This is a genomic window from Streptomyces violascens, from assembly GCF_014649955.1.
Lineage (GTDB): Bacteria > Actinomycetota > Actinomycetes > Streptomycetales > Streptomycetaceae > Streptomyces > Streptomyces violascens.
Window position 1 is genome coordinate 146,257 of the sequence record NZ_BMUA01000018.1, and the last position, 24,977, is coordinate 171,233.

General features: G+C 68.8%; 28 protein-coding genes and 1 pseudogene. 14 read left to right on the forward strand and 15 right to left on the reverse strand.

Going from position 1 to position 24,977, the window contains the following annotated elements; all coding sequences use genetic code 11:
• Nucleotides 1-106: 106 nt before the first annotated feature.
• Nucleotides 107-1,350: pseudogene (locus tag IE206_RS29230) on the reverse strand (helicase associated domain-containing protein); the annotation flags it as partial.
• On the opposite strand from IE206_RS29230, the gene IE206_RS29235 reads away from it, so the two are divergent.
• The 5 genes from IE206_RS29235 to IE206_RS29255 all read left to right on the forward strand — a co-directional run bounded on the left by IE206_RS29235 (nt 1,309) and on the right by IE206_RS29255 (nt 4,850).
• Nucleotides 1,309-1,554, forward strand: coding sequence for a hypothetical protein (locus IE206_RS29235; protein ID WP_189967336.1), 246 nt, complete (start codon nt 1,309-1,311; stop codon nt 1,552-1,554). The pseudogene IE206_RS29230 and the gene IE206_RS29235 sit on opposite strands and share 42 nt — an antisense overlap.
• Nucleotides 1,555-1,625: 71 nt before the next feature.
• The gene (locus IE206_RS29240; protein WP_189967266.1) at nt 1,626-2,108 is read left to right on the forward strand and encodes a hypothetical protein; all 483 of its coding nucleotides are present in this window, start codon (nt 1,626-1,628) and stop codon (nt 2,106-2,108) included.
• Nucleotides 2,109-2,235: 127 nt separating this feature from the next.
• Entirely contained in the window at nt 2,236-3,195 is a 960-nt protein-coding gene (locus IE206_RS29245; protein ID WP_189967268.1) for a hypothetical protein, read from the forward strand.
• A gap of 98 nt (nt 3,196-3,293) precedes the next feature.
• Nucleotides 3,294-3,446, forward strand: a complete 153-nt coding sequence (locus tag IE206_RS29250) for a hypothetical protein (RefSeq protein ID WP_189967271.1) — start codon at nt 3,294-3,296, stop codon at nt 3,444-3,446.
• A gap of 897 nt (nt 3,447-4,343) precedes the next feature.
• Complete coding sequence (locus IE206_RS29255; protein WP_229853248.1) at nt 4,344-4,850, forward strand: signal peptidase II; 507 nt, start codon at nt 4,344-4,346, stop codon at nt 4,848-4,850.
• Between the two features lie 484 nt (nt 4,851-5,334).
• Here the strand turns inward: IE206_RS29255 and IE206_RS29260 are convergent, their stop codons facing one another.
• The 8 genes from IE206_RS29260 to IE206_RS29295 all read right to left on the reverse strand — a co-directional run bounded on the left by IE206_RS29260 (nt 5,335) and on the right by IE206_RS29295 (nt 10,635).
• On the reverse strand, nt 5,335-5,619 hold the full coding sequence (locus IE206_RS29260) for a hypothetical protein (protein WP_189967275.1): 285 nt from the start codon (nt 5,617-5,619) through the stop codon (nt 5,335-5,337).
• A gap of 240 nt (nt 5,620-5,859) precedes the next feature.
• The gene (locus tag IE206_RS29265; RefSeq protein WP_189967277.1) at nt 5,860-6,255 is read right to left on the reverse strand and encodes a DUF3592 domain-containing protein; all 396 of its coding nucleotides are present in this window, start codon (nt 6,253-6,255) and stop codon (nt 5,860-5,862) included.
• Between the two features lie 258 nt (nt 6,256-6,513).
• Complete coding sequence (locus IE206_RS29270; RefSeq protein ID WP_189967279.1) at nt 6,514-6,972, reverse strand: RICIN domain-containing protein; 459 nt, start codon at nt 6,970-6,972, stop codon at nt 6,514-6,516.
• A gap of 263 nt (nt 6,973-7,235) precedes the next feature.
• Nucleotides 7,236-7,616, reverse strand: a complete 381-nt coding sequence (locus IE206_RS29275; protein WP_189967281.1) for a hypothetical protein — start codon at nt 7,614-7,616, stop codon at nt 7,236-7,238.
• A gap of 7 nt (nt 7,617-7,623) precedes the next feature.
• Nucleotides 7,624-8,895 (reverse strand): acyltransferase family protein, encoded by a 1,272-nt coding sequence (locus IE206_RS29280; RefSeq protein ID WP_189967283.1) that lies wholly within the window; start codon nt 8,893-8,895, stop codon nt 7,624-7,626.
• Nucleotides 8,896-9,190: 295 nt separating this feature from the next.
• Nucleotides 9,191-10,093, reverse strand: a complete 903-nt coding sequence (locus IE206_RS29285; RefSeq protein ID WP_189967285.1) for a hypothetical protein — start codon at nt 10,091-10,093, stop codon at nt 9,191-9,193.
• Nucleotides 10,090-10,428 (reverse strand): PadR family transcriptional regulator, encoded by a 339-nt coding sequence (locus IE206_RS29290; protein WP_189967287.1) that lies wholly within the window; start codon nt 10,426-10,428, stop codon nt 10,090-10,092. Before IE206_RS29290 ends, IE206_RS29285 begins: the two co-directional genes overlap by 4 nt.
• Before the next feature lie 45 nt (nt 10,429-10,473).
• Nucleotides 10,474-10,635, reverse strand: a complete 162-nt coding sequence (locus IE206_RS29295; RefSeq protein WP_189967338.1) for a hypothetical protein — start codon at nt 10,633-10,635, stop codon at nt 10,474-10,476.
• Between the two features lie 193 nt (nt 10,636-10,828).
• Here IE206_RS29295 and IE206_RS29300 point away from each other — a divergent pair, with 193 nt between their 5' ends.
• The 3 genes from IE206_RS29300 to IE206_RS29310 all read left to right on the forward strand — a co-directional run bounded on the left by IE206_RS29300 (nt 10,829) and on the right by IE206_RS29310 (nt 13,426).
• Nucleotides 10,829-12,001, forward strand: a complete 1,173-nt coding sequence (locus tag IE206_RS29300; protein WP_189967289.1) for an alpha/beta hydrolase family protein — start codon at nt 10,829-10,831, stop codon at nt 11,999-12,001.
• A 173-nt stretch (nt 12,002-12,174) separates the two neighbouring features.
• Nucleotides 12,175-12,789, forward strand: coding sequence for a hypothetical protein (locus IE206_RS29305; RefSeq protein ID WP_189967291.1), 615 nt, complete (start codon nt 12,175-12,177; stop codon nt 12,787-12,789).
• A gap of 442 nt (nt 12,790-13,231) precedes the next feature.
• A complete protein-coding gene (locus IE206_RS29310; RefSeq protein WP_189967293.1) occupies nt 13,232-13,426 on the forward strand; it encodes a hypothetical protein in 195 nt (64 codons plus the stop codon).
• 305 nt (nt 13,427-13,731) lie between these two features.
• Here IE206_RS29310 and IE206_RS29315 read toward each other — a convergent pair whose 3' ends face one another.
• Both IE206_RS29315 and IE206_RS29320 read right to left on the reverse strand, forming a co-directional pair.
• Nucleotides 13,732-14,487, reverse strand: a complete 756-nt coding sequence (locus tag IE206_RS29315; RefSeq protein ID WP_189967295.1) for an MBL fold metallo-hydrolase — start codon at nt 14,485-14,487, stop codon at nt 13,732-13,734.
• Between the two features lie 42 nt (nt 14,488-14,529).
• A complete protein-coding gene (locus tag IE206_RS29320; RefSeq protein WP_189967297.1) occupies nt 14,530-15,318 on the reverse strand; it encodes an alpha/beta fold hydrolase in 789 nt (262 codons plus the stop codon).
• Nucleotides 15,319-15,419: 101 nt separating this feature from the next.
• Between IE206_RS29320 and IE206_RS29325 the strand changes: the two genes are divergently transcribed.
• A complete protein-coding gene (locus tag IE206_RS29325; protein WP_189967299.1) occupies nt 15,420-15,830 on the forward strand; it encodes a MarR family winged helix-turn-helix transcriptional regulator in 411 nt (136 codons plus the stop codon).
• A gap of 369 nt (nt 15,831-16,199) precedes the next feature.
• Here IE206_RS29325 and IE206_RS29330 read toward each other — a convergent pair whose 3' ends face one another.
• Together IE206_RS29330 and IE206_RS29335 are read right to left on the reverse strand one after the other, a co-directional pair.
• Nucleotides 16,200-17,342 carry an FAD-dependent oxidoreductase gene (locus tag IE206_RS29330; protein ID WP_189967301.1) on the reverse strand — a complete coding sequence of 381 codons (1,143 nt, stop codon included), beginning with the start codon at nt 17,340-17,342 and terminating at the stop codon, nt 16,200-16,202.
• Between the two features lie 35 nt (nt 17,343-17,377).
• Nucleotides 17,378-18,064, reverse strand: coding sequence for a TetR/AcrR family transcriptional regulator (locus tag IE206_RS29335; protein WP_189967303.1), 687 nt, complete (start codon nt 18,062-18,064; stop codon nt 17,378-17,380).
• Nucleotides 18,065-18,082: 18 nt separating this feature from the next.
• Between IE206_RS29335 and IE206_RS29340 the strand changes: the two genes are divergently transcribed.
• The gene (locus IE206_RS29340; RefSeq protein WP_189967305.1) at nt 18,083-18,523 is read left to right on the forward strand and encodes a hypothetical protein; all 441 of its coding nucleotides are present in this window, start codon (nt 18,083-18,085) and stop codon (nt 18,521-18,523) included.
• Nucleotides 18,524-18,731: 208 nt separating this feature from the next.
• Complete coding sequence (locus IE206_RS29345) at nt 18,732-19,091, forward strand: exonuclease/endonuclease/phosphatase family protein (RefSeq protein ID WP_189967307.1); 360 nt, start codon at nt 18,732-18,734, stop codon at nt 19,089-19,091.
• A 455-nt stretch (nt 19,092-19,546) separates the two neighbouring features.
• On the opposite strand, the gene IE206_RS29350 is transcribed toward IE206_RS29345, so the two are convergent.
• Nucleotides 19,547-20,062, reverse strand: coding sequence for a MarR family winged helix-turn-helix transcriptional regulator (locus IE206_RS29350; protein ID WP_189967309.1), 516 nt, complete (start codon nt 20,060-20,062; stop codon nt 19,547-19,549).
• 50 nt (nt 20,063-20,112) lie between these two features.
• Between IE206_RS29350 and IE206_RS29355 the strand changes: the two genes are divergently transcribed.
• The 3 genes from IE206_RS29355 (at nt 20,113) to IE206_RS29365 (ending at nt 23,638) form a co-directional block, all read left to right on the forward strand.
• Complete coding sequence (locus IE206_RS29355) at nt 20,113-21,069, forward strand: DMT family transporter (RefSeq protein WP_229853252.1); 957 nt, start codon at nt 20,113-20,115, stop codon at nt 21,067-21,069.
• Nucleotides 21,070-21,554: 485 nt separating this feature from the next.
• Nucleotides 21,555-22,211, forward strand: coding sequence for a TetR/AcrR family transcriptional regulator (locus IE206_RS29360; protein WP_189967313.1), 657 nt, complete (start codon nt 21,555-21,557; stop codon nt 22,209-22,211).
• Nucleotides 22,208-23,638, forward strand: coding sequence for an MFS transporter (locus IE206_RS29365; RefSeq protein WP_189967315.1), 1,431 nt, complete (start codon nt 22,208-22,210; stop codon nt 23,636-23,638). The genes IE206_RS29360 and IE206_RS29365 overlap by 4 nt, the downstream gene beginning before the upstream one ends.
• 328 nt (nt 23,639-23,966) lie before the next feature.
• On the opposite strand, the gene IE206_RS29370 is transcribed toward IE206_RS29365, so the two are convergent.
• Nucleotides 23,967-24,767, reverse strand: a complete 801-nt coding sequence (locus tag IE206_RS29370; RefSeq protein ID WP_229853249.1) for an NAD-dependent epimerase/dehydratase family protein — start codon at nt 24,765-24,767, stop codon at nt 23,967-23,969.
• Between the last annotated feature and the right edge of the window lie 210 nt (nt 24,768-24,977).

A 24,977-nucleotide genomic window follows, 5' to 3' on the forward strand; every position in this document is an offset into this window, starting at 1 on the left:
GTAGCTTGCCTGTCGGTTGTGTGGGGTTGATGCGTGGGCCCGGCCCCGGTTCAGGCCCCCCGGAGGACGGGCCTACGCCGTGGCTGGCCAGCCACGCGGTCACCGGCTACGCCCATTCGACACCAAGCTCCGCGAGGTCGGTGAGCTGCTCTGGGCTGAGTTTGTCGCGGCGGCTCTTGGTGTTGGAGACCCACACGCCCGGCTTCACGATCACCGGCTCTGTCTCGCCGTCGACCAGGATCTGTTCGCTGTGGCTGCGTGGTACAGGGCGTTCCGTGCCTTCCCGTTCCACCCATTGCGTGAGGGCTGCCAGGCCGCGCTGGAATACCTGTTGTGCCTTGCTCGGGCCCTTGGTCGTGCGGGGGGCCGTCGGGGCGGGAGACGGGGCCTGGGCGGGTCGTACGCCCAGGGCGGTGAGCCGTTCCTGTTGTTCGGGGAGGAGCCGCGCCCAGGTGCCCTGCTGCTTCTGCTGTGCCAGCCATTTGCCGAGGTCGTCGCCGTCGAACCGCACGCCGGGGGCGATGTCGGGCAGGACGCCGCCGGCCTCGGTGTCGACGAGGTCGGCGAGGACGCGGTAGTGGCGCTGCCAGTTGAGTGGCCAGGGGCAGTTCCAGTCCTTGTCGATCGCGGTTAGTTGCGCTGCGCGCTCCGTGGCCCGGTCGGGGTCTTTGCCGAGGCCGTTCTTGGCGCCCTTGCGGCGGAGGTTGGCCATGTGCTGTCCGATGGGCACCATCTGGTCGTCCTCGCCCCACACGGCGTCGTGACGCGGCGCGAGTGCCCGGTCGTTCGCCGGTACGACCGCAGGGCGGCCAGCTTGGCTACCCACGCCTCCGCGCCCGGCTCCCACACCATCCCGGCTTCCGGCGCGTCCAGCAGCGTCTTACGCCGCTCCTCCAAGTCCCCGTCCCGCAGCGCCTTTCGCTGCTCGTGGACCCACCGCCCGAGGTGGAAGTCCTTGGTGACGCCGACTTCGGTCTCGGTGTCGTAGGGGACGGCGTGGAGGCCGGTGATGTCGTGCTCCTTGCGCCAGCGGATGAGGGCTTGGTAGCCCTCCAGCCACACCAGGCTCTCGGGCCGGTAGACCCGGGTGCGCAGGAACGCCGCGATGGTCGCCGCGTCACGCGGGCCGGAGAAGTGCAGCAGGCCCGATTCGGCAGCGGCCTCGGTGTCGTCGTCGTGCTCCTGGTCCTCGCCGTCGCTCTCGCTACCGGCTGCGTCGATCCGCCCCTCCTCATCACGTCGGACGTGGACGGTGCGTTTCCCGCTGGTGAGTGCGTGGGAGGCGAGCTGTTCGACGAGGCGTTCATCGTGGCTGCGCATGCCCTGGAGAACGGCGACGAGGGGTTTGTAGGCAGCGGCCCACCAGACGTCGTGGACCGGGGTGAACTTCCCTGCGGAACGGCCCGTGGGGGAGACTCCACCCTCGCCGCCACCGGCATGATCACGGGCACCCCCGCATTCATGGCCACCGAGCAGGTCCGGGGCCTGCTCGCAACGGCCGCATCCGAACTCTGGTCCCTGGGTGCGATGCTGTACGCCGCTGCGGCCGCTTGATCTTGACGGACCCTTGAGATCACCCCGGGGTAGGCTCGTCTGATAAACGAACTGACGGAGGTGTGGGGGGCATGTCGTTCGATCAGGAGTGGGCAGCACTCAAGGCGAAGGCCCAGGTGCGGCTGGACAGTGTGCCCAGCATGGATCCCGGGGGGCCGTCGCCCGATGGTGCGGACCTGGTCCTCAAGTACGACGACATGGGGAAGATCGGGCACGCGGCTTTCCTGCTGCACCAGCATCTGTCGAGTGCGGGCAAGCACGCGCAGCAGGCTACCGAGGCCGCCGCGAAGAGCCTGGGGGGCGACAGGTTCGGCACGGGCGCCGCCCTGGCCAAGGCCGGTGAGGGCTGGCAGGGTCAGCTTGAGGTGCTGCTTGACGCCTGTGCTCAGATCTCCGACCATCTCGACTACTCGGTGAAGTCGTCGAGCCAGGATGACCAGTTCGTCGGCGCGCAGCTGCGGGTGTCCAAGATCTCCGAGTACCTGGACGTGCCGCCACCCGCTTCGGGTTCCGATGTGCCGCATGTGCCGAAGGCGGAAGGTCCTGTCATGTGAGCCCTGTCAGGGGTGTGCGGGCGGAGGGATCTGAGTGAAGCCGGGGGCCTCGGGAACAACGATGACGACGGCGGTGACGCCGCGAATAGGCAGGGGGCCAGTGCCGACCTTCGAAGAGCTTCTCAACGTGAAACTCTCACCGCTCCAGTCGGCGGCCAACGACTGGGCCGCCATGGCGGTTCTGCTGAAGAAGGTCGCCACCGAGGCCCAGAGCATGCGCAGTCTGGCTCAGGGCACCGAGTGGAAGGGCGAGAACGCCTCCGTCACCAAGCCGTTCGTGGTCCGGGTGTCCGACGAGTTCACCGACGCGGTCACCGAGGCGGAGAGCATCGCCAACCTGTTGAACTCCGCGCACGGCCAGATCAAGGCGGCCCGGGACGACCTCAAGAACCTCTACGAGAACCCTCCTGCCGGCATCACGATCCTCGCCGGCGGAACCCTGACCCGCAGCGTCCAGCCCCGCCGCATGTCCCACGGCGACCCCGTGGAGGTGGTGACCCAGGACGACCTCGATGCGCTGCAGCGGCGCATCGACGCGATTCTCGGCCGGGCAGCGGAAGCGGACTCGACCTGTTCCTGGGGCCTGGGGCAACTCACCAAGGACAAACGCAAGTTCAGCAGCACGTACTACGACTCCCTCAAGGACGCGAAGACCGACGCCCAGCAGGCGCAGCAGTCCAAGACGGACTCGGTGGACTACACGCCGCCCGCAAAATGGGGCAGTGGCAACATCAAGCCGATCGCGGAGTTCCTGAGTTACCGCTCCTGGATGGGCGGTGGCGAAGCGGCACTGCACGGAGACGTCAACGGTGTGATACAGGGCGCTATTGGCGGCGCTCCCTCCACAGCCGGCGGCGAAGCCAGCAAGCGTCTCGCCAAGGGCTCCCTCCTGAGCAACGTGACCGGGAAACACCATCGCCCCACGTTCATCAACACGATCGGCAAGGTCGGGACGAAAATATTCAGTGTGCCGGTCTCCGTGGTCGCGACAGGGATCGACTTCTACTACTCGCCCAACCAGCCCAGGACCCCCGGTGACACCCATGTGGAAGCCCCGGCAGAACCGGGAAAGGTGAAGTACCAATGACGCACTCCGCAGGCCCACCCACGCGCGGGCGACGCCGCCCGGACCTGCGGCATTGGCTGAGACCTCAAAGTCCACAGACGCTCGTTTTCGGCATCTGCATGTCCGTTGGCGGACTCGCCGGCGGCGTGCGCGCTGTGATGGACGGAAAGGGAATCGGGACGGTCCTGGCACTCCTCGGCCTGGGGGTTTTCGGCGTGCTCGTTGTTGTGGGTTACTTCGTCAACTACGAGGACCGACGAGGCCGTCGCTGAGCCGCTTCAGGCTCTCGCGCGGCTCTTCGCCGACGATGCTGCTGGCTCGCGTGATTCCGTCTCGGGGCTCTCGCACCTGGTTGTCCCGCCCTGCGCGGCCGTTCATCGTGAACCAAGCGGCCAGGTTTGGAGTAGCCCCCGCAGCTGCAAGACACGCGGGCTGTCCCTCTCCTGGCCGTGCACACGCAGGTCCCACGGGGTGACAGCGTGCGGGGATGTAAGCGGCGGTGCGTATGGTCGGCCGGAGACCGGCTCTCGGTTTCGGTCCGCGCATCCCGGCGAGGTTCACCGTGCTCGCCCTGCTGACCGGGCTCTGGCCGGAACGTGAATGTCAGCGCCTTTCCTAATACCGCGTCAAGGAAGTACGCCTGCGCGAGGCGGTCGAGCGCGCGTTGATGCTGCTGCGCCGGGACGGAGCTGATGCTCTCGATCCGCGGGCGAAGTCTGGGAGTGGGAGAAGGACCTGCTGGTCGGCTCGTTCGATCTGTGGCTGTGCAAGGACCCGGACCTGGCGAGCGGATGGCTCGTCGTCAGCGTCGGACTGTGGACCGAACGGCAGCTTTTCGATGAAGAGCCCGCGGCCCGTCTGGGCCATGACGGCTTCACCCCTCACCAGCCGCTGCTGTTCCTGCCCCGCCCGGCCCGGCGACCTACACCGCCCGCGCGCAGTGCTGGTCCGCAGGGGCCGCGTCTTTCTGGGTTATGGGGTGGTCTGGTGGAGGGCGCGGTGTTTGATGTTGTGTGTGGCGCCGATGTCGGCATGGGTCTGGTGGCCGCGCTGGGTGCACTCGAACACCGCGGCAACGTGCTCCCGGTTGGCAGCACGCCCACACGAGAAGGAGGCAATGAATGTGGCGGTTGCGTCGGAGTTCGGGTCGTTTGTACAGCGTGATGCTCATGCTGGCGGCAGCGGTACTGCTTGTGGATCAACTCACCAAGTTCTGGGCGGTCTCCGCGCTGTCCGCCGACGAGAGCGTTACCGTGATCCCGACTGTGATCCGTTTCCGGCTGCTGTACAACGCCGGCGCCGCGTTCTCCATCGGCTCCGGCGCGACATGGGTGTTCGCCCTGGCCGCGGCGGGTGCAGTGGCCGGCGTCCTCTATGCCGGACGTCGGCTGTCCTCTCGTGGGTGGGCGCTTGTGCTGGGCGCACTGCTCGGCGGCACGGTGTCCCACTTGGGTGACAGGCTCTTCCGCGAGCCCGGTTTCGCCCGCGGGCATGTCGTGGACTTCATCGACTACGGCCCTTTCGTGGGGAACGTCGCCGACATCGCACTCGTCTGCGGGTGCACTGCGCTGGCGCTGCTTTGCCTGCGTGGTGTGCCGCTCGCCAAGGCACCAGGTGAAGAGCCTCCCACTGACGTGTCTACGGCAATGTCTGGCTCGACATCGCCTGGCGACTGATCCTCTGCGCCACTTCGACGGTATGGCCCGCACTCACGCCAGGAGGCTCGCGGCCGGTCAAGCGGCCTGGGTGGGAGACGTCGCCGTGCGCTGGTGGGGCGAACTCGCCTGCGACGCCCACTCCGTGCGCCGCTGCGGCAGCGCCGCCGTCACCGCCATGTGGAACGCCGACCTCGCGGGGCGCGCACCGCACCACGCCGCATTCGTACCTGGGCCGCCCTGTGCGCCTTGCGCTGGCACCCGCCTCTGCGGCTGCGCCGCGCCTTCGGGTACCGAGGATGGGCAGCCCCGCGACTGCTGCGGCTGCGGCCCGCTGAATCTTGCACATGATTCGGCTCATCCCGCTCTACGTGTGAAGCCCCGGCGGGACTACACGACGTGAGCGCATATGCGCGTAATATAGTTATTTGGGATCTTTGGTGTTCCTGCGCGCAGTTGTCTGACGGCCCTGCCGGCATCGAACCCGGCTCAACGGCGATGCTGCCTAGCCGGGAAGTACCACCATGTTCGAGATGGTCGACGCTACATTCTGCAGGGTCGAGTCAACCAGATTGACGTTACTGAGAACCTGGTTGAGGTTACTGGTGATGCCGCTGATGCCGTTGTTTCCGAGAATGGTGGCGATCTGGCCGGGGAGCTTCCCGGCGGAGCCGTTGATGTCGATGGGCAGGCGGTCGGCAGCCCGAGCGGGGGTAGCCAGCGCAATGCTTCCCAGCACGAGGAGGGCACCTGGTGCAATGGCGGCTGCGAATCGGCGAACGGTACTCACGGCATGTCCCCTTACGACGCCCGTGTGGATATCGGTTGAACCGCTTGGCAGCATGCCCAGAACAGCCGCCACGCACCACCACCGCAGGGGCGCCCGGAAGCCTTTCAGGGGGCGCACCATAACTACCCGAGCGTGCCGCACGCTGCCGGACCCCTAACAGCTCCATCAGACAGGGCCTAGGGCGTGTCCGACGGGTCTGGCGGTGGATCCGTTGGTGAGAACGAGGAGGGGGGAACAAGCTCAGCGGGTGAGCAGGCACCCTGCCGCGACGCCGAGGAACAACATGGCTCCGAAGAACAGGCCGACGATCTGATGGAGGCGGTACTTCCGGGTGAACACCCGTGCGCTCTTCGGCCTTTCGGGTAGGTAGGCGACCGGTACATGGGTTCCGAGGGCCAGTCCCGTCGCCGTTGTGGGGGGCCGGAACCTGACGGGCCGGCCCTGCCGGTCGGTGAACTCGATGACGGGCGTCGAAGAATCATCCCCGGGCTCATGCTCCTGGTCCACCACCACCCCCTCGGCACGCAACCCGTAGCGGCTCAGCCGCATCTGCAGCCGTGCCTCCCGCGCACTGGCCCACAGACCCACCAGGCCCACCAATACGGCCAGCCCGATACCGATCGTTTCACCCGTCATCCGTCCCCTGCTCTCCCTCGCACAGCGCCCGCCGGGTACGGGCCGTGCATCAGGAGGACGCGGCACACAGCCCGATGGTTCACGAAGGTGCACGGGCACACCGGCTCCTCGGGCTTACACGGTCGTGACTGAGGCCGCGATGGGCCAATCGTCGCCCTTCGCCGCCGGGCACGCGGTTGCCGCCCCTGATGAGCCTTTGCTGAGTCGAGTCAGTCAACTGACCAGGCACGGCAGGCTCGTCGACCTGTCGGAGAGGCCCTAGGACCACTGTTGCCTCGGATCGTAGGGCGCGCAGGGTTGCAGTTCCACTGTGAGGTCGGCCAAGGCCACCGACATGCACATGGGCTGCTGGCCCGCCGTCAGCGCAGCGATTCGGATCGTTCCGTCTCCTGGGAACTGCCATTGCTGGTTACGCGTCCCCTGGGCGGGCCATGAGATGATCTTCGTGCCCGGGGCGCGCGACCCGTATTTCGCGTCGAGGGCATAGGCGCCGTTCGCCGACAGCGTCCCAGCAGTGTTTGGGGCAGGTTTCCACCTCACGGGGTTCGGGCCCACCATGGCGTAGGCATCATCGTGCCCCGGGTTGGACGAATCGTTCAGGTAGAACCCCGTCGCCGCATTCCGGGCCGAGCCGCCGGGAGGCATAGCGGCCTGCGCGTTCGCCGGGACTGCTGCGAATGCGGCCAGGGCAACCGAGGACAGCATGGCCACGACCATGGATGTGCGCTTCCTCGTCCTCGTTCCCATGCTCATCAGTGCCACCCTTCGCTGTGAACTCCCCCGTCCGGGGCGGAGGCCCAGAACAGCACACCCCGTCAACCTCGAATAGGTGTCGCGCACGCAACCCACCCCAAAGAGTGTTCACGGTCCGATCAGAGAGCCCCGATGCCAAACACGCCCTACCGCGCGCTTGAGACATGCGAGAGGTCCCGCCCCAGAGCCTGTCCGGTGAGGCCATCACGTGACCTATCGGACAGGCCCTAGCGGTGGATGATGGCGCAGGGGTTGTCGCCGGGTGCCTTGTTGAAGGCGATGCACAGTCTTGTTCCGTCGGGGAAGGCGCGTCCGCCTTTCCAGTTCCAGTGGACGATTGAGGTTTTGGTGAGGCCCCAGGTGTGGTGGGTGGCGTTCTGCCAGCCGGTGATGTTGTGCGGGGTTGATCGTGCGGTGAGGGTGTAGAGCTGGGCGCGGGTGCCGGTGGGTTGGCCGTCTATGTAGCCGTCGACGGTGTCGACGCGCAGGCCGTGGCCTTTGACGTGGATGCCGACTTTGCCTTCTTCGACGGTGGCATTGGCGTGCGCGGGGGCGGTGCACAGGGCCAGCGTGGCGGTGGCCAGGGCGAGGGGCAGGGTCTTGTTCATGCCGTGGTCAACCTGCTGGTGGGGGAATGGTCACCGGGCCGGCCGCCTTCCCCGGGGCGAAGGCAGTTTTGCTGTCGGATTCTGGTGTGTGTGGGCTGTCGGCGGGGGACGGTCCGGGCCGGTCCGGCTGGGTGGGGGTGGGGTTGAGGGCGTTGGTGAGGTGGTGGCGCAGGAGGCGGCCGAGTTTGCGGTCGACGAGGTGGTTGAGGGTGGCGGCCAGGAGGAAGGAGAGGAGGAGCCCGAGAGTGATGGACGGGAGCAGGCCGAGGGCGGGGGCGGTTTTGAGGATGCCGCGAGTGAGGGGTATGCCCAGGCTTTGGTGGACGAGGTAGAAGGGGTAGGTCAGGGTGCCTGCGTAGACGAGGGTGCGCCAGGTGAGGTGGCGCAGTGGGCCGGGGCCGGCCAGGGTGAGCAGGAGGAGGAAGGTGGTGAGGACGGCGGCGCTGACGGCCCAGTTGGAGTGGGTGTGGGTGGCTACGCGGTCGTCGAGGACGGTCAGGGTGTAGCACCAGGCGAAGCCGGCCAGGAGCCACAGGAGCAGGTTGGGTCCGAAGCGGTGCATCAGGTAGAGCGCGATGCCGGCCACGAAGAGCCCGGCGTACTGGCTGAGCAGGAGTTCGTCCAGGACGGTGGAGTGCAGTTCGCGGCCGATGGAGGCCAGTACGAGCCAGAGGAACCCGAAGGCCATGACGCGCCGGTAGGTCAGGCCGATCAGCAGCAGCGCGCCCATGAGCAGGTAGAAGCGGGCTTCCACCCAGAGCGTCCAGGCGACACCGGCGGTGAGGTCCAGGCCGAGCGGGCCGGGAATCATCGTCAGGTTGCCGAGGGTGGTCCGCAGGTCCGTGGGTGCTCCTGAGCGCTGTCCGGCGAGTACGGTGACGGTGCCCGTGGCGACGATGATCAGCACGACGGCCCAGTACAGCGGGAAGAGCCGGGAGATACGGGAGACGGCGAACTGCGCCGGGGTGCGGTTCCAGCAGCTCATGCAGATGACGAAGCCGCTGATCAGGAAGAACGCCTCGACGCCGAGCCAGCCGTAGCCGCTGACCGCGTGGAGCAGCGGTGCTGCCTGCGGCAGGTCGTAGGCCTCGCCCCAAAAGCGCGGGGTCGGGGTGCCGAGGTAGTGGTAGGCCGCCACAGCCAGGGCTGCGAGCAGCCGCAGCCCGTCGACCCCGGCCAGACGACCGCCCCCGGCTGACGCCGGGGAGGGTCGCTGCTTTGTGGCCGGGGTCGGCCGGGGCAGGCCGCGGGTGGCTTCGGTGGGGAGGGAGACGGGCATGGAAACTCCTGGGGCGAGGCGCCCGATTCACGAAGGCTGCCGGTAGGGGAGAGGGAGGATGCCGCTGCCTGATCGCCGGGCGGCAGGGGGACAGAGCGGGGTGACCTCGTGGCTGGAGTTGTGCCGCGGGATGACAAACCACCGTCGGCACTCCGCTCAGGCGCGTCACGTCCACCGCATCCGAACGCCTGCAACGTGCATGACGTACGTCGCTTGTCGCATGAACCCGGTGGGCGCTCGCGAGGGTGAACCTCGCTGCCTGCCCCACTCCTCGCGGTGGATAACTCTCCTGTGTTCAGGCTGGGTTGACCGTGTCGGAGCCGCTGCCGCGGCGCAGCCGCAGGGCCACGGCGGTGACAGCGAGGGCGCCGAGCGCCGCGAGAATCTCCTGGCTCTGCACCCACCCGGAGAAGTACAGGGTGACGATGAACGGGGCTGCGGCGCAGGCGAGTTGGACGGTGGTGCGGATCTGCGCGAAAGCCCGGCGACCCGCCAGGAACAGGGCCGCGGCCAGCGGGACACCGAACCGCCAGGGGAGGAGCAGACCGATCCCGAGCGGGTCGATCACGGCGACGGCGGCCACGACGAGGACGGCCCACACTGCCACCGCGAACACTCCTGCCGGGCCCCGCACCCGGTGGGCCGGGCGCAGGTCGGGCGGGCAGGCCAGCGGGAGTGCGGCGATCACGACCGGCGCGATCAGGAACCCCACGAGTTCCCACCGCAGCTCCAGCGGCATGCGCCAGACCGGGTAGAGGAAGGTTGTCGAGCTGCCCACTGCCCCGGCGGCCGCGCAGAAGACCCCGGGGAGGTAGCGCCCGGCCAGTGCGACCACCGCGCCGATCAGGGTCAGCAGGTAGCAGCAGTTCATGAGGGTGACGAGCGGGCCCACGCGGCCGGCGGTGCCCGCCATGCGCATGACGTACCAGTCGCCGACGCTCGCGCTGAGGTTAAAGGCGGCGTACGCGGCCGTGGCGGCCAGCGCGAAGGGGGCGACAGTGGCGAAGAGTCGTCCGCCGGGGTGCGCGGAGCCGACACCGAGGCGCAGCCGCAGGGCGTGCGCGACGATGTCTGCGGTCTCGCGGAGCCGGGCGCGCCGGCCTGCCCCCTCGGTCGCCTCCCGGTAGGACTCGGCTATCTCGTCGCCGAACGCGCGGCGGAAGCCGGCCGGGTACAAGTGCAGCAATACGGAGTTCACGTGGTGGCCGCCTTGCCGGAGACCCCCAGGCGCCGGGTGGCCTCGCGCGCGGTGGCCGCGATCCGCTCGGCCTCCGTGGCCAGGGCCGCACGGCCCGGAGCGGTCAGGGTGTAGGTGCGTCGCAGCCGGCTGTCGACGACCTCCTCCTTGTGCACCTCGATCAGCCCCTGCTGCAGCAGGCGCTCCAGTGCGCCGTACAGCGTCCCGGTCCGCATCTTCACCCGCCCGCCCGAGATCGCCTCCACCTCCCGTGCCAGGGCGTAGCCGTGGCGGGGCTCATCCGCGAGCGCGGTGAGGAGGAGCAGGGTCGGTTCCTGCATCGCACGATCAGTCATGACACCAGAGTATGCCAGTCACCGGCATATACCGACCGGAAGAATCTATATGACGTTGCTCAGTGTGTCCTGCTGGCGATCACGGCCAGTCGCCGCGTGGATGGCGAGGGCGTTGTCCGCCGAGCTGCCGACGGCGCTCATGCTCCTGGTCACGCCCGCCTTCGCGCAGGCGTCGGCGAACGCGACGCTCGTGTACGACGCGCTCAACCACGGTCGCATCGATGTGGCCGGGCTGCGGAAGGTACCGCGACGCGGCGTCCGCGTCGAAGGGGTCCACCTCGATGAACCGGATGGTATTGGGGCTAGGGGAGCGCTCCTGGCAATCCCTTACGGATAGGCGTCGTGTGGGTCCGTCTTCGGGCCGACGCCGGGTTAGGGAGCCCGAGCCACATTGGACGCCATGAGACGAAGTCATCGCATCGCGGCGTCCGGCACGCTCGCGATCGTGCTCTCCCTTCCGCTGGTCCTGCCGGCCGCCTCGGCGCAGGCGGCCATCCCGGCCCCGGCCGTCACCGCCCCCACTGACATCCACCTGGCACTGCCCCGCCCCTCCGGCCCGCACGGCGTCGGCCTCAGCACCCTGGACCTGGTGGACAGCCACCGTCAGGACCCCTGGGTGCCCTCCGCCGGCCCGCGCCAGCTCATGGTCTCGGTGTTCTACCCTGCACGGCCCGGCCCCGGCGCACCCGCGCCCTACATGACCACCGAAGAGGCCGCGCTGCTTCTGCAGAAGCAGGCGCCGGGAGCCGGCATCCCGCCCGGCACGCTCAGCGGCACCCGCTCCTGGGCCGTGGCCGGCGCCCGCCCCGCCACTGGCAGCTTCCCGCTGGTCGTGCTCTCACCCGGCTTCACCCTGCCTCGCACCACGCTCACGGGCCTCGCCGAGGACCTGGCCAGCCGTGGCTACGTAGTCGCTCTCGTCAACCACACCTATGAGGACTCCGGAACCACCTTCCCCGACGGCCGGACGCTGGCCTGCACCATCTGCGACACCCTTCCTCCGGACGGCTGGGTCGCCGTGAACAAGAGCCGGGCCGAGGACGTCTCGTTCGTCATCGACCAGCTGACCGGCCGTCATTCCCCGTGGCCGTACCACCGGACGATCGACCGGAACCGGATCGGCATGGCCGGGCACTCCGTCGGCGGCAGCGCCGCCGCCTCGGCCATGGCCGCCGACCGGCGGGTGCGCGCCGGTGTGGACATGGACGGCACCTTCGACGTCCGTCCCCCCGCCGCGGGCGTAGGAGGCCGGCCCTTCCTGCTGCTGGGCACCGAGTCCGGGCACGCCCCGGGCAAGGACACCTCCTGGGACCAGGCGTGGGCGGACCTCGGCGGCTGGAAACGCTGGCTGACCGTCGCGGGAGCAGTCCACTTCAACTTCACCGATCTGCCGGTCCTCGCCTCCCAGGCGGGCATCCCCCTCCCGGGCGAGACCATCGCCGCTGAGCGTGCGGCGGCGATCACCCGCGCCTACGTCGGCGCCTTCTTCGACCTTCAGCTGAAGGGGATTTCGCAGCCCCTCCTCGACGGTCCCTCGCGGGCCTACCCGGAGGTCACGTTCCAGCACCCTTGATGCCATTGAGCCGCCCTGTCCAGCAGGCCCAGGCGCACGTGGCTCAGCCCGCGGCGTAGCCGAGCCCAGACTTCGATGAGACTGCTCAAGGTTCGTGCGACAGGACACCTGAGTACGAGAACTGAGTAGGGCGACGCTGCCGCCGGCCTGGGTGGCGGTGTTCGGATGGCTTCATGACGTCGACTTCTTCCGCCGCTCCCGCCGCGTCCGCCTCCCGCCATGGGTTCAGGGTCCTGGGGTTGTCCGTTGCCGGGGTCATGGTGGTGTTGCTGCTCGCGGGCGTCGCCATGGGCTGCACGGCCGTCATGGGTGGTCCAGTTCGTTCCGAGGCGCAGTTCCTGGAGCACGTACGCGAGACGCAGGGCGCCGGCGAGGACACCGTTCGCTTCCTGGGCTCGGATCCGCACTCTGTGATCCTGGGAAAGGACAGCGCCAACGCGTCCTGCGTGGACGACCTCGGTGCGGATGCGGCCGGGACCAGCCGGGACCAGCCGTCCATCTCCTGGGCCCCGGATTTCCAGGACGGCGACGCCGGGTACCGCTCGGCGGTCGCCGCTCTTCGCCGGCGGTGGTCGGAGCGGGGATGGAAGGTGGTGGCGGTGCCGCAGACCGACCCGGTCACCGGCAGAGCGACAGGCCTGCAAACGATCCGCGCCACCGACGACCACGGCGTCACCCTGTCGCTGAGCCCCGGCCGGCGCACCGGTGAGGGCCTGGTCATCGCCGACGGCGGCTGCATCCGCCACGAGGGCCACTGGACCACGAACGACTGGAGTACCTACCGATAGACCCGAGCTCATGAGCCCGACCGCTCCGGTGACGTGATCTGGCCTTGCCGAGCGGGCCGAGCGTTGTGGTTGGTCTGGGGCGCTCCCGGTAGTGGGCGAGGTGCCGAGGACCCAGGCGCGGCATAGGCTGGATCTTGTAGGTTCTCTCGGCTCGCATCCCGAGGCAGTGCTGCGATCTGCAACTACGCCGGATGTCTCACGCTGTGTCCCGTCTGCCCAGTCTCACAGCCGTGTTCCGATCCCTGCATGGGGCGCAGCGGAGGGGGATGCCAGGCGGATGCTGGTTTCCACGCCCTGCACTCCCGGAGCTATGATCCACCCCCGAACTGAACGCGTTCAAAATGGGGGTAGCTCATGTCAAGGCAAGGCATCAGGGAAACCACCACGTATCGAAGTCCCCGGTCCAGCCTCAACTCCTGCGCCATAGAAGGGGCGTGACGCCGTGGGTGCCGGCCTTGGCCTGCTCCTCATTCCTCTCACCCTCTATTTCGTGCTGGCGCTGTCCCTGTGCCGCAAGCTGGCCGCACGCACCACTCCGGCGGTCACCTGGATGTTCATCACGGCGCTGGTCGTCCTGCCGGGCGGGCTCATCGTCGCTTGGTGGCTGACTGGGGTGGTCGCACAACCGGGTTCCTAGCGGGGGTTCCGTTGCACGGACGGTTCGCCCGTCAGCACCGCTGTCCCCGTTTCCGCCTGGCTCCGGGCGGGCAGTCTCGCGCCCGTGGCCGTTCGGCCGCGGGCTGGCCATTACACCTGAGAGTCGGCCACGGAATCCGAGATCCCCACAGATCTGTAGGTTCTCACAGCCCCCCGCCGTGACACCGCCGGCCCGGCCGAACGAAAGCTCACCGAGTCTCTGCCACCCGCATCACAATGCCAACAGCAGCCACCGACAAGCGGCTGACAGGTCGTCAGCTTCGGGCATGACGTCGCGCTCGCTGGTCATGGCACCGTCACCTCGACCCCGGGCAGGACGATCCGCGTGTTGATCTCAGGGGCGATGCGGCCCAACGCGTCGGTGTAGTGACGCGGGTCGCGGTCGCCCTTGGTGATCATGCGATCACCAAGGAAGCCGCTGTGGAAGGCGTAGTGGTGCGGCACCGCCAGCGTCGGCTTCAGCACGGCGGTGAGGTCGGCGGCCTGTTCGGCGTCCATGACCACCTGCCGTAGACCGGCCGGGCGGATGCAGAGTCCGTTGACGGGCAAGATGGCCAGGTCGATGTGGTCGAAGCGCTCGGGGATCTGGTCGAGTTCGGGGATGTGCAGTGAGTCCCCGCCGAAGAAGACGGTTCGGCCGTGCGCGGCGATGACAAACGTGACCTCGTGCACGCCGTGCTTGCCCGGTGTCGCCGTGACGGTGAGGTCGCCGACGCGGGCCGTCTCCCATGCCTCGATGGTGTGCAGGTTGGTGAAGCCCTTGGTCGCCGCCAGTGCGGTGACAGTGCCCGGGCCGAACAGCGGGGTGCTCAGGTCGAAGCCGCCGGCGACGAGAGCGTCGAGGTCGCAGTGGTCGTAGTGCTCATGGCTGATGACGAGGGCGTTGAGGGGGCCGAGGGTCTCGACGGTGCGGACGACTGGTTCGCCGGGGTAGTAGGTCGCGTTCTGGGTGAACCACGGGTCGGTCAGAACGCGGAGGTCGCCGAGGGTGATCAGCTGGCTGGCGTGGGCGATGCGAGTCACGGTGAGTGGCGTGGTCATGAGCTCTGGTCCCTTCGATGAGCTGCGGTGTTCGAGGAAGGGTCAGCGGCCGAGGTCGTCGATCGCGCCAAGCAGTTCTTCGGGCGTCTCAACCTGAGGCAGGTGACCGGAGCGGGGCAGCAGCGTGAACGTCGAATGGGGTAGCGCGGCGGCGTAGGCACGGCCGTAGCCGGGATCGACGATGCCGTCGCTCTCCCCCCAGATGACGTGGACGGGCAGGTCGAGCCCCGCGAGGCGCTCTGACAGCGTCGGGTCCGACATGGTGGGCCCGGCGTAAGCGGCCAGCGCCTGAACGTCGGGACTGGGGCCGGTGCCGCCGGTGGCCGGCGGCCGAGGTGCCTTGGCCGGGTCGTGGAACGACAGCTTGGCCAGCTCGGCCGGCGCGAGGCCGGTCACGTTCGTCATCGGATGCCCCTGGACCTCGATGCCGATACCGTCGACGATCACCGCACCGCTGACCCGCGGGCTGTTCAGCAACGCGATCTCGGCAGCGATCCAGCCGCCGAACGAGTTGCCGATGATGGTCACGTCGGAAACGTCGAGCTCCTCAAGTAGCCCCACGTACGCCGCCGCGAGGTCCTTGGTGTTGGCGAGGGACGCCGGCCGGACGGTGCCACCGAAGCCCGGATGGGTAGGGAGCAGGACCCGGGAGTGGGTGCGCTCGGCGAGCAGGTCGGCGAAGCCCGTCATGGTCGCGACCCCGCCACCGCCGTGCAGCAGCAGGAACGGACGGGTCCGGTCGCGATCGGCCAGCGCGATGCCGGCGCCGTTGACCGTGATGGTGCTCGAACGGGTGGGCCGCAGGCTGCCGGCCGGAACGTTGGTGGTCATGATCCTCTCCCTGTCGTGAAGAGCTACCTAAGGAACCTTAGGTCAGGTTCCTTAGATAAGCAACCTTGCATCAGTGATGCCTGCTTCCTAAGCTGGTGGGTATGCCTTCCAAGCAAGACGTCGGTCTGGCCATCAAGCGACTTCAGTGGCGCCATCACCGCGAGGCCAATCGGCGGCTGACGACCCAGGTCGGGGTGTCTCTCGTGCAGTGGGACGTGCTCCGCCGCATCCACCAGAGCCCCGACCTGTCCTTGCACGCCTTGGCCGAGGCGACGTTCCAGACCGATCAGTCGATGGGTGAACTCTCCAAGCGCATGATCAAGAGCGGCCTCATCGAACGCGTCGACGGCGCCGGACGGGCCGTACGCCACCGCCTCACCGAAGCCGGACTCGCCGCCTACGAAGCGGGATCCGGCATCGCCGACGAAGTCCTCGACGAGACCGTGGGCACGCTCACTGCCAAGGAGCGCGCAACGCTGTTCGACCTGATCCTGAAGGCGCTGGCCGACTGAACACCTGCGGCCCGTCAGCATGGACGCCATCGCGACATGCAGCGCCTATCGCCGTACACATTGGGTGCCTTTAAGGAAGCTCTCTCACCAGGGCAGAGTGACCGGTAGTAACTTGCGGGGTGTTGGTCGAGGTCTCGTCCACCCACTTCTGGACCGCCGCGAGCCGACGAGGACCGTGGGGACGACAGGGAGTAGGCCCGGTGCGGCTCCCTTGTGACACAGCCAGCCCGGCTGGCCCAGATCAGGCGCCGGGCTCGCGTGTTCCGCCGCCGCGGGAGGGTGCGGATCGGGGGTTGCTCTGCCCGGCTTCCCGGATCGTGATGGGGAGGCCGGGCAGGGGGGTAGCCGTGCGTCGGGTGATGGGCGGGGTCAGGCTGCCTGGTGGTGGGCGGTGAACTGGTCCAGCAGTCCCTGCGGGGCGTCGGCGCGGAAGCAGGTCTGGAGGTTGGCGGCGGACATCGCGGCGGCGGTCTGGCTGCGGGGGAAGAGTGCCTGTTCGTAGGCAGTGAGGGCGGCTTCGGTGTCGCCGGGGTGGGCGGCAATGGCCTGGCCGAGTTCGGCGCCGTCGAGCATGGCGAGGTTGGCGCCTTCCCCGGCGAACGGGGACATCAGGTGGGCGGCGTCACCGAGCAGGGTGACGCCGGGGACGCGGTCCCAGCGGTGGCCGGCCGGCAGGGCGTGGATCGCTCGCGGTACCAGGGCGCCGTCGGCGTCGGCGACTAGCGCGCGCAGGCTCGGGTCCCAGTCGGCGAAGTGCGCCAGTACGGCCGCCTTGGCGGCGGCGGTGTCGGTGACGTCGATGCTGTTGATCCACTCTTGGGGGACGGTCAGGGCGGTGTAGAGGTGCAGGCTGCCGTCGGTCTCGCGGTGGGCGAGGAAGCCCTTGCCGTCGCCGAGCGCGAAGAGCATCCCGCCGCCGACCACGGCCGCGCTCGCGGGGTGGCGGGCGTCGGCGTCCAGCAGGTCCGACTCGACGAAGGACACGCCGGTGTAGGCGGGGGCGGCGTCGGAGAGCAGCGGGCGGATCCGGGACCAGGCGCCGTCCGCGCCGACCAGCAGGTCGGTGGTGAAAATGTGGCCGTCGGCGAGCGTCACCTCGTGGCGTGCGCCGCCGAGCGGGCGAGCGCCGGTCACCTTCGCGTCCCAGCGGACGGTGCCCGGTGGCAGCGAGCCGAGCAGCAGGTCGCGCAGGTGGCCGCGGTCGACCTCGGGACGGCCGCCGCTGCTGTCGTCCTCCTCGGTGCGGTGGACGGTGGCGTGCCGGTCGAGGATCCGCATCGCCTGGCCGCCGGGGTGGACCAGGGCGCGGAACTCCTTGTGCAGGCCGGCGGCGTGCAGGGCGGCCTGGCCGGAGTCGTCGTGGATGTCGAGCATGCCGCCCTGGGTGCGGGCGGCCGGTGAGGCGTCGAGGTCGAACACGGTGGCTGCGATGCCGTTCACGTGCAGGACACGGGCCAGGGTGAGGCCGCCGAGGCCGGCACCCACGATCGCAATCGGGTGATGGGTCGTCATACGGGTACTCCTTGCGAATCGATGCGGGTGCTCGGTCAGGCGTCCGGAGTCGGTGTGTGCGTGATGCCGGTGAGGAGCATCTGGAAGCTCCAGGAGAGCCGTTGCTGCGGAGTCCCGGCGATCAGTTGGGGGCCGAGGGCTGCGATCTGGGGATGGGTGTCGGGGGAGGCGCCGCGCAGCGCGCGGGTGAGGGCGTCCCAGTCGGCCTCCGCCTCGGCCGCCTGGGCCCGGGTGGCGTGTTCGGCGGCGGTCGCGGTGGCGTGCTGCAGCAGGACGTCCACGCCCCAGGCCGCCTGCGCGGCCGGGACGCCCCCCTCGGCCAGCAGCGCCAGCAGCGTCTCGACCAGGCGCAGGTAGTGCTCGCCGCTCGGGCGGGCCACCAGGGCGGCGCGGGCCAGGGCGGGGTGCTCGAAGAGCATCACGGTGTATGCGGTGAGCAGCGCCTCCAGCCGCTCGCGCCAGGTGCCCCCGGCGGGTGCCGGCCCGACCGTGCCGAGCAGTCGGTCCAGGACGGCCGCGTGCAGTTCGTCGGTGTTGGCGAGGTAGACGTACAGCGAGGCCGGGCCGGTGTCCAGCTCCTGCGCCAGGCGGCGCATGGTGACCTTCTGCAGGCCCTCGGCCCGCATGATCTCCACGGCGGCCGTGACGATGCCCTCCCGGGTCAGCGCGGGCTTGGCGGGGCGTTCCCGGCGGCTTCTCGGGGTGGCGGGGTGGTCTGTCATACCCTCAAAATAACGAACATGTTCGCTACGAACAAGGTCGTGACAAACGCGTTCGCCAGCGCCACTCTGGACGGCGAGCCCGTCGGCCGGCTCCCGGCCGACGGCGGAGCCGTGGTGTTCTCAAGCATCCCGACAGAAGGGAACGTTGAGGCATACGCACCGTATTCTCCGGCGCGGCGGCGCCGACGCCCGCGCATCGGGCAGAGCTTTCCGATCACGGCCGCCCATCTCCCCTTGGCGGCGCTCCGGGGCCGCGGGCGGCGGTGGAGTGCGGCTGTTACCGCTGTCGTGGCCGTGCTCGTGGCCCTGGCCACGAACCTGACACTGACCGCGACGGCGGCGTACGCGGTGAACGAGGACGGGAGTTCGCCGTTCGCGACGTGCAACATGCACGGCTCGGAGACGGCTCACGGCGGCGGTCGGAGGTCCAGCCGTTGGCCGCGGCCAACTCGGTGGTGATGCTGCAGGAGGCGGGCGCCGGGCCGCCGTTGGCCAGAGATGATCACCGGACCAACTACCGCGGCATCCGGCTCACTCCGAACGCAATCCCCAGCCCAGTTCCGTTACGTTCGTGACCTGGCCGGAGGGCCGGCCCGAACCGCAGCGACCGCTACGTGTACTACCTGCAGACCGACCCCCGCAGGATCGGCACCACGACCCAGGGCACGTGGGACGCGGCCAGATGAACCTGGCGACGGTCACCGACACCCCGGCCAATGAGGTCCGGGTGCTGGAGAACTCGTTCTACGACCCGAACCCGAACCCGAACGCCCCGAACAACCGCTACCGGGCGCGTCCCCTGCTCGGTCTGCGGTTCGGCGACACCTGGTACTGGAACACGCACGCCCGCGGCGAGGACGTGACCGGGCGGCAGGGCATGCCCGGCCTGCTCGACCAGGTCCGCACCTTTATGGCCACGTCGGACCAAGTTCGCCGGAACTGGGTCCTGGCCGGTGACTTCAACGTGAACATCCTCAACCGCACCAACGACCAGGCCCGCAACCAGACGCTGCACCTGCAACGATGAGACCCTGCTGCGCACCAACCGGCCGACGTACATCGGTGGCGACGAGCCAGCGAGCTGGACTACGCGGTCACACACGGCCTGCCCGCGGGGTTCACCGCGACGATTCCGGGCGGCGGCGGATCCGACCACGTGCCGGTGCTCCTCGCCCGCACCCCGCCGCAGGCTCAGCCGCCGAGCCCGGCCCACATCTTCCACAGCGTGCTGGCCCCCCGGCGGGGCGCCTGCTGCAGGAGAACCCGAATCGCACGATCACCGTCGGGGAAGCCCGCTACAAAGGCAGCCAGACCTGGGGGATGTTCACCAGATCCCCGCGGGTTCAGGGAACCGAAGGCTCTTCAGTGTGAACCCACGGGTCCTCCGGTGTGCTTCAGGTCGGTGCATCCGTGGGTTTGGGCGAAACGCGAGGGTGCTGAGCGAGCCGAAGAGCTTCGGCCGTGGCATTCAAAGGAGTCCAGTCACTCGGATGCGCCGGGAGAAAGCTCGACACGTGCCAGCCAGGCGGTGAGCAGTGCTTCGAGACATGTGGCCTCGTCGGGGCCGAGCTCGTCGAGTATGCGGCGTTCGTTGCTCATATGGTCGGCGAAGGCCCGGTCGATCAGCTCCCGTCCTGCCGGGGTGAGTGCGACCACGCGTCCCCGCCCGTCCTGGGCGGACCGGCGTCGTGTGACCAGCCCGTTGCGTTCGAGCCGGTCGATGCGTTTGGTCATCGCGCCTGTGGTGACCATGGTGAACGTGGCCAGCTCGCCCGGGGCGCGCTCGAAGGGGTCCCCGGCTCTCCGGAGCGCCGCCAGGACGTCGAACTCTCCCTCGCTCAATCCGTAACGCCGGTAGACCACGCATAGCTGCTCGGTCAGAAGGCTGGCGAGGCGATGAAGACGGCCGATCACGCCTTGGGGGCTCACATCCACATCTGGACGCTCGCGAGCCCACTCGGCCTGGATGCGGGCGACGTGGTCCTCGTAGTCGTTCACGGCTTCATTATAGCTTCCAGGGAAGCTATATTCCTTCCATGGAAGATACTATGCGATGGACGCTAGTGACGGCGATCGCTCCGGTCGCGTGGGGGACGAACTACTTCGTCACCCACGAATATCTGCCCACCGACCATCCGCTCTACGGTGCGGCGATCAGGGCTCTGCCCGCAGGGGTCCTGCTGCTGGCGCTGTGCCGGCAGGCGCCCCACGGGGCGTGGTGGTGGAAATCGCTGGTGCTTGGCACCCTCAACATGGGGTCTTTCTTCGCTCTGATCTACCTCGCGGCCCAGTTGCTGCCGACGAGCATTGCCTCCACCATCATGGCGGCCTCACCGGTGGTCTTGATGCTGCTCGCCTGGGCCGTGATCGCGGAGCGCCCCCGCGGCCTGCCGCTGCTGGGCGGCGGCATCGGTATCGCAGGCGTATGCCTGATGCTGCTCACCGGCACCGTCACCCTGAACGCACTCGGCGTCCTCGCATCGGCCACAGCGATGGTGACGTCCTCTTTCGGCTACGTGCTCGCGAAGCGGTGGAGCACCGAGGTCGACGTCCTCGCCTCGACATCCTGGCAGCTCATTGCCGCAGGCCTGGTCGTGCTCCCGTTGGCCGTGGTCCGCGAAGGAGCACCGCCCGACCTCGATGCCAGGGCGATCCTCGGATTCGCCTACGTCACCGTCGTCGCTACCGCGGTCGCCTTCGTTGCCTGGTTTGCCGGCCTGCGCCGTCTGCCGGCAGCCGCTGTCGGCCTGATTGGGCTGCTGAACCCGGTCACCGGCGTGCTGCTCGGCACCGTCATCGCCAAAGAGATCCTCACCCTGCAGCAGATATGCGGACTGATCCTTGTCCTGCTCGGGATTGTGCTCGGGCAACCCATCGCCGTCATGGCCGTCGCCTGCGTCCGGTCCCGGGTAAACGGAACAGACTCCCGTCGCGACGCATCTACCGGCCGAACCAGCTGCCTCGGCCGACGAGGAAACAACTGCACCACACAGCGAGACTGTTGACAGAGCGCAATGCTTACTCGGCTCCGCCTGCACCCGCCACACGGCGGCATTGCCAGCTTGATGCGCGTGGAGCTGGTTGAGGGCGCACCCAGCACATCGGTCTCGACTGCTTGCGCACCCCCACCGAGCCCGGGATCCCGGTAGTCACGCAGATCCCGGACCACCGCCAACGCCGATCGCGCATCCTCACCTTCGATCAGACCGCCGAGCCGTCAGAGAGGCCGAGAACGCATCACGAATCCCGAAGTGGCCTCACAAGTCAGCGGACGGCTTGCATGATGAAGAAAGCGCCCCCTGGCCACAGAGTTGGGGACTCAGTAGAACTCAGAGGAACTCACGGGATGTCGCACAGTTGGGCGTGACCATTCCCGGTCAGCGTGTTTCCGTGAGCGAGCGAGCCGAGGCGGACCCCGCCGCCCGCTGAGCAGAATGATCACTCACCCAATGAGTAGACAGTGTCTACAGATGCTTGGTAGACACTGTCTATGACTGATGAGAGCTCCCTTCGGGAGCGGTTGATCGATGTCGGGGTCGACCTCGTGCTGACCGAGGGCTCCGCGTCCGTGGGTCTGCGGGAAGTAGCCCGTCGAGCGGGGGTGTCGCACGGGGCGCCGCGTCGGTACTTCCCCACGCACCAGGCGCTGCTTTCGGCTATCGGCCGTCGCGGCTTCGAGGACCTCGCAGCCATGTTCGAGGCCGCGGTCGCCGGCGCGACCACACCGCGCGGCCAGTTGGAGGCCCTCGCGCGGGTGTACGTCGGGTACGCACTGGAACGCCGCGGCATGTTCGAGCTCATGTGGCGGCACGACCTGCTCGACGGCGCGGCGCAGGCATCGGACCAACCGAGGCTGCGCGAGTCGACCCTCCCGCTGTTCGGGCACTTCGCCGGACTCGTCTCCCGATGCCTATCGGAGCGGGAGGCCGCGCGACGCGCCGACGGGCCGAAGGAGGCCGGCCCGCCGCCTGCGGTGACCGCCGCCGCCCTGTGGTCGAACCTGCACGGTATGGCCCAGCTGTGGTCCTGGGGCAGCCTGCAACTCGCCCTCGGCGCCCCGCCGCTGGGCGGTGACCCCGGCGACGACCAACGCGACCGGCTCATCGCGGCAGTTCTGGACGCCCATCTCGGCCCGGTGACCTCATGACCGCCCCCGCACAGCGGCAGATCGCACTTCTGGTCAGCGTGGTCGGCGCGGCGATCGTCGCACTGGACGGAACCATCCTGCTCATGGCGCAGCCCGGCATGCAGCGTGATCTCGGCGCGAGCATGGCGCAGATCCAGTGGACGAGCACCGGCTATCTGGTCGCCGTGGCCGCGTTGCTCGTGATCGCCGGGCGCCTCGGGGATCGGTACGGGCACCCGCGCCTGCTGTTCGTCGGCGTCCTCGGTTTCGGGGCTGCCTCGGCCGGGATCGCGCTCGCGCCCGGCGTCGGCTGGGTGATCGTCCTGCGTGCGGTGCAGGGCGGGTTCGCCGCGTTCCTCCAACCTGCGACGCTCGCGCTGCTACGGCTGGCGTATCCCGCGGACCGGCTCGGCAGGCCGATCGCCATTCGCACCAGTGCGATTGCGGTGGCGGCAGGGTCCGGTCCGCTCCTGGGCGGTGTTCTCGTGGCTCATCTGGGATGGCGCGCCGTCTTCTGGGTCAACGTGCCCCTCGCGTTCGTCATCGCCGTCCTCGCGCTCGCCGTACGGACGTCGGCACCCGAGCGTGCCAACTCTCCACGGCTCAACCTCACCAGCGCCGGCCTGATGGCGGTCGCGCTCGCCATCCTGGTCCACGCCTTGGCCGACGTACCCGCACGGGGGTGGACCGCCGGGCCGACGCTGCTCGAAATCCTCGCCGTCATCGGCGTCGCAACGGTGCTCGCCTGGCACGAACGCCGCACCACACACCCGCTCGTTCCACCAGCCGTGGCGCGGTCCGTACCGGTGACCGCGTCGATGGCGATCCTGCTGGTCACCGCCGTCGGCCTGTTCGGCGCGCTGTTCAGGGCCACCTTCTACCTCCAGGACGTACTTCGACTCGACCCACTCGCCAGCGGTCTGCTCGTACTCCCGCTGACCGTGCTCATGGTCCTCGGCTCACCCGCCGCGGTCGCCGCACTGCGCCGGTACGGTGCGCGCCGCACCGCGTTCGCCGGTACGGTCCTCGTCGTGGTCGGCATCGCGGGGCTGTCCCTGCTCGGTCCCGCCAGCACATGGATGGCCATGGCTGCAGCCTTTGCCGCCATCGGTGCCGGGTTCGCCACCGTGATGGTCACCGCCACCGGGACCGTCGTTGGTGACGCGCCGCCCGGGTACGCCGGGGTCGTCAGCGGACTCAAGCAGACCGCCATGAACATCGGGCCGACCTTCGGCATCGCCGTCGCGGCCAGCGCAACCGGCACCGCTGCTTCAACCATGAGCTCCACTCTGCTGATCCTGGCCGCACTCGCCGCTCTCGGCCTGCTGCCCGCGTCGCGGCTGCCCCGGCACCCAGCCCGCCAAGAAGGAGACGACACGACCGCCGCCTCACGCCCGGCGCAAGCACCAACACCACAGGCAGCACCCGCTCAACACCCAAACAGTTGAGCAACCGCCGAACACGCCCAGGCTGAGCCGGTCGCGAGCTGTCCTGGACGGGGCTGCCCGTGCAGCAGGGCAGGCGGGCCTTGAAGCGGCGGGCGTGGATGGCCGGGCAAGGCAGGGTTCGCACGCCTGCTCCCAGCCCACCGCGCGCCATCTCCCATCCACGGGAATCCCTTGCGCAGACACGCTATCCGGCGAACGCCAGCGCGGGGCGAGCTCCTGGCTCAGTCAGCGAGGGGCGGTCCGCAGGACCGACCTGGTCGATGAGCCCCCACGGGGGGTCCCGACGCGGCCCGATCCCGTCGATCCTCGTATGCGACGGCCATATGCGTCAGGACCGAAGGTGCTTGAGGGTGAACTCGGGCTCGGCGTAGAGGCCGGCCTGGGCTCCGGTCGGATCGGCTGAAAGATCCCCGGGAATGTCCGCAGCGTGGGCTTCAGCGTTGTCGACGGGGACGTAAGCCAGTTCCGTCACGTCGGGGAGTTTCCAGAAGCGGCGGCTGTTGGCGGAGACGGCGTACGCCGTGACGAAGCGGATGGAGGACGGTGCAGTCAGGGCGGCTCGGATGTAGCCGACGGCATCGAGCGGGCTCAGCCAGGTCGCCAGGTGCCTGGGCTCGGTAGGCAGGGGCTCGAAGCTGCCGATACGCAGGCAGATCACCGACAGACCGAACTTGTCGGCGTACAACTGCCCCAGGGCCTCGACGGCCACCTTGCTCACCCCGTAGAGGCCGTCGGGGCGTGCCGGCTCCTGTGGGTCGGTGAGATGTCCGGCGGGGTAGAAGCCGGTCACGCGGTTGCTGCTCGCCAGTACCACCCGCTTGATTCCCGTGCGCCGCGCCGCTTCCAGGACGTGGTGCGTGCCTAGCACATTGGCTTCGAGCAGGTCCGGGAGAGGAGCCTCGTCGGGCAGGCCGCCCAAGTGGAGCACGCGGTCGGCTCCCGCGAGGGCCGATTCCACTGCGGCGGCGTCCCGCAGGTCCACTGTGTGCACGTCTTCGTTCTCGGCCTCCGGGCGGAGCGGTACGCGGTCGAGCAGGACCAGGCGTGCCGCCTCGTGTCGTAGCGCCTCACGCACCACGGAACCGATGGTGCCCGCCGCTCCTGTTACCGCCACTGTTCCCAGACTCACTGCGCTCCCCCTGTTTTTCGACACGCCTTCCATCTTTGCGCCCGTTGATCCACTCCTCAAGGCGGCGGGGAGCTGAGCAAGCAGAGCTGGGCCTCCTGAGCAAGAAGTAGGGATGCTCAAGGAGCGCCACACCTCACTAACGGAACAGCTCTTACTGAGTTTTTCGTTAGTTCTGTGGGTGCAGGGGCTGCGGAGGTGTGAGGATGCTGG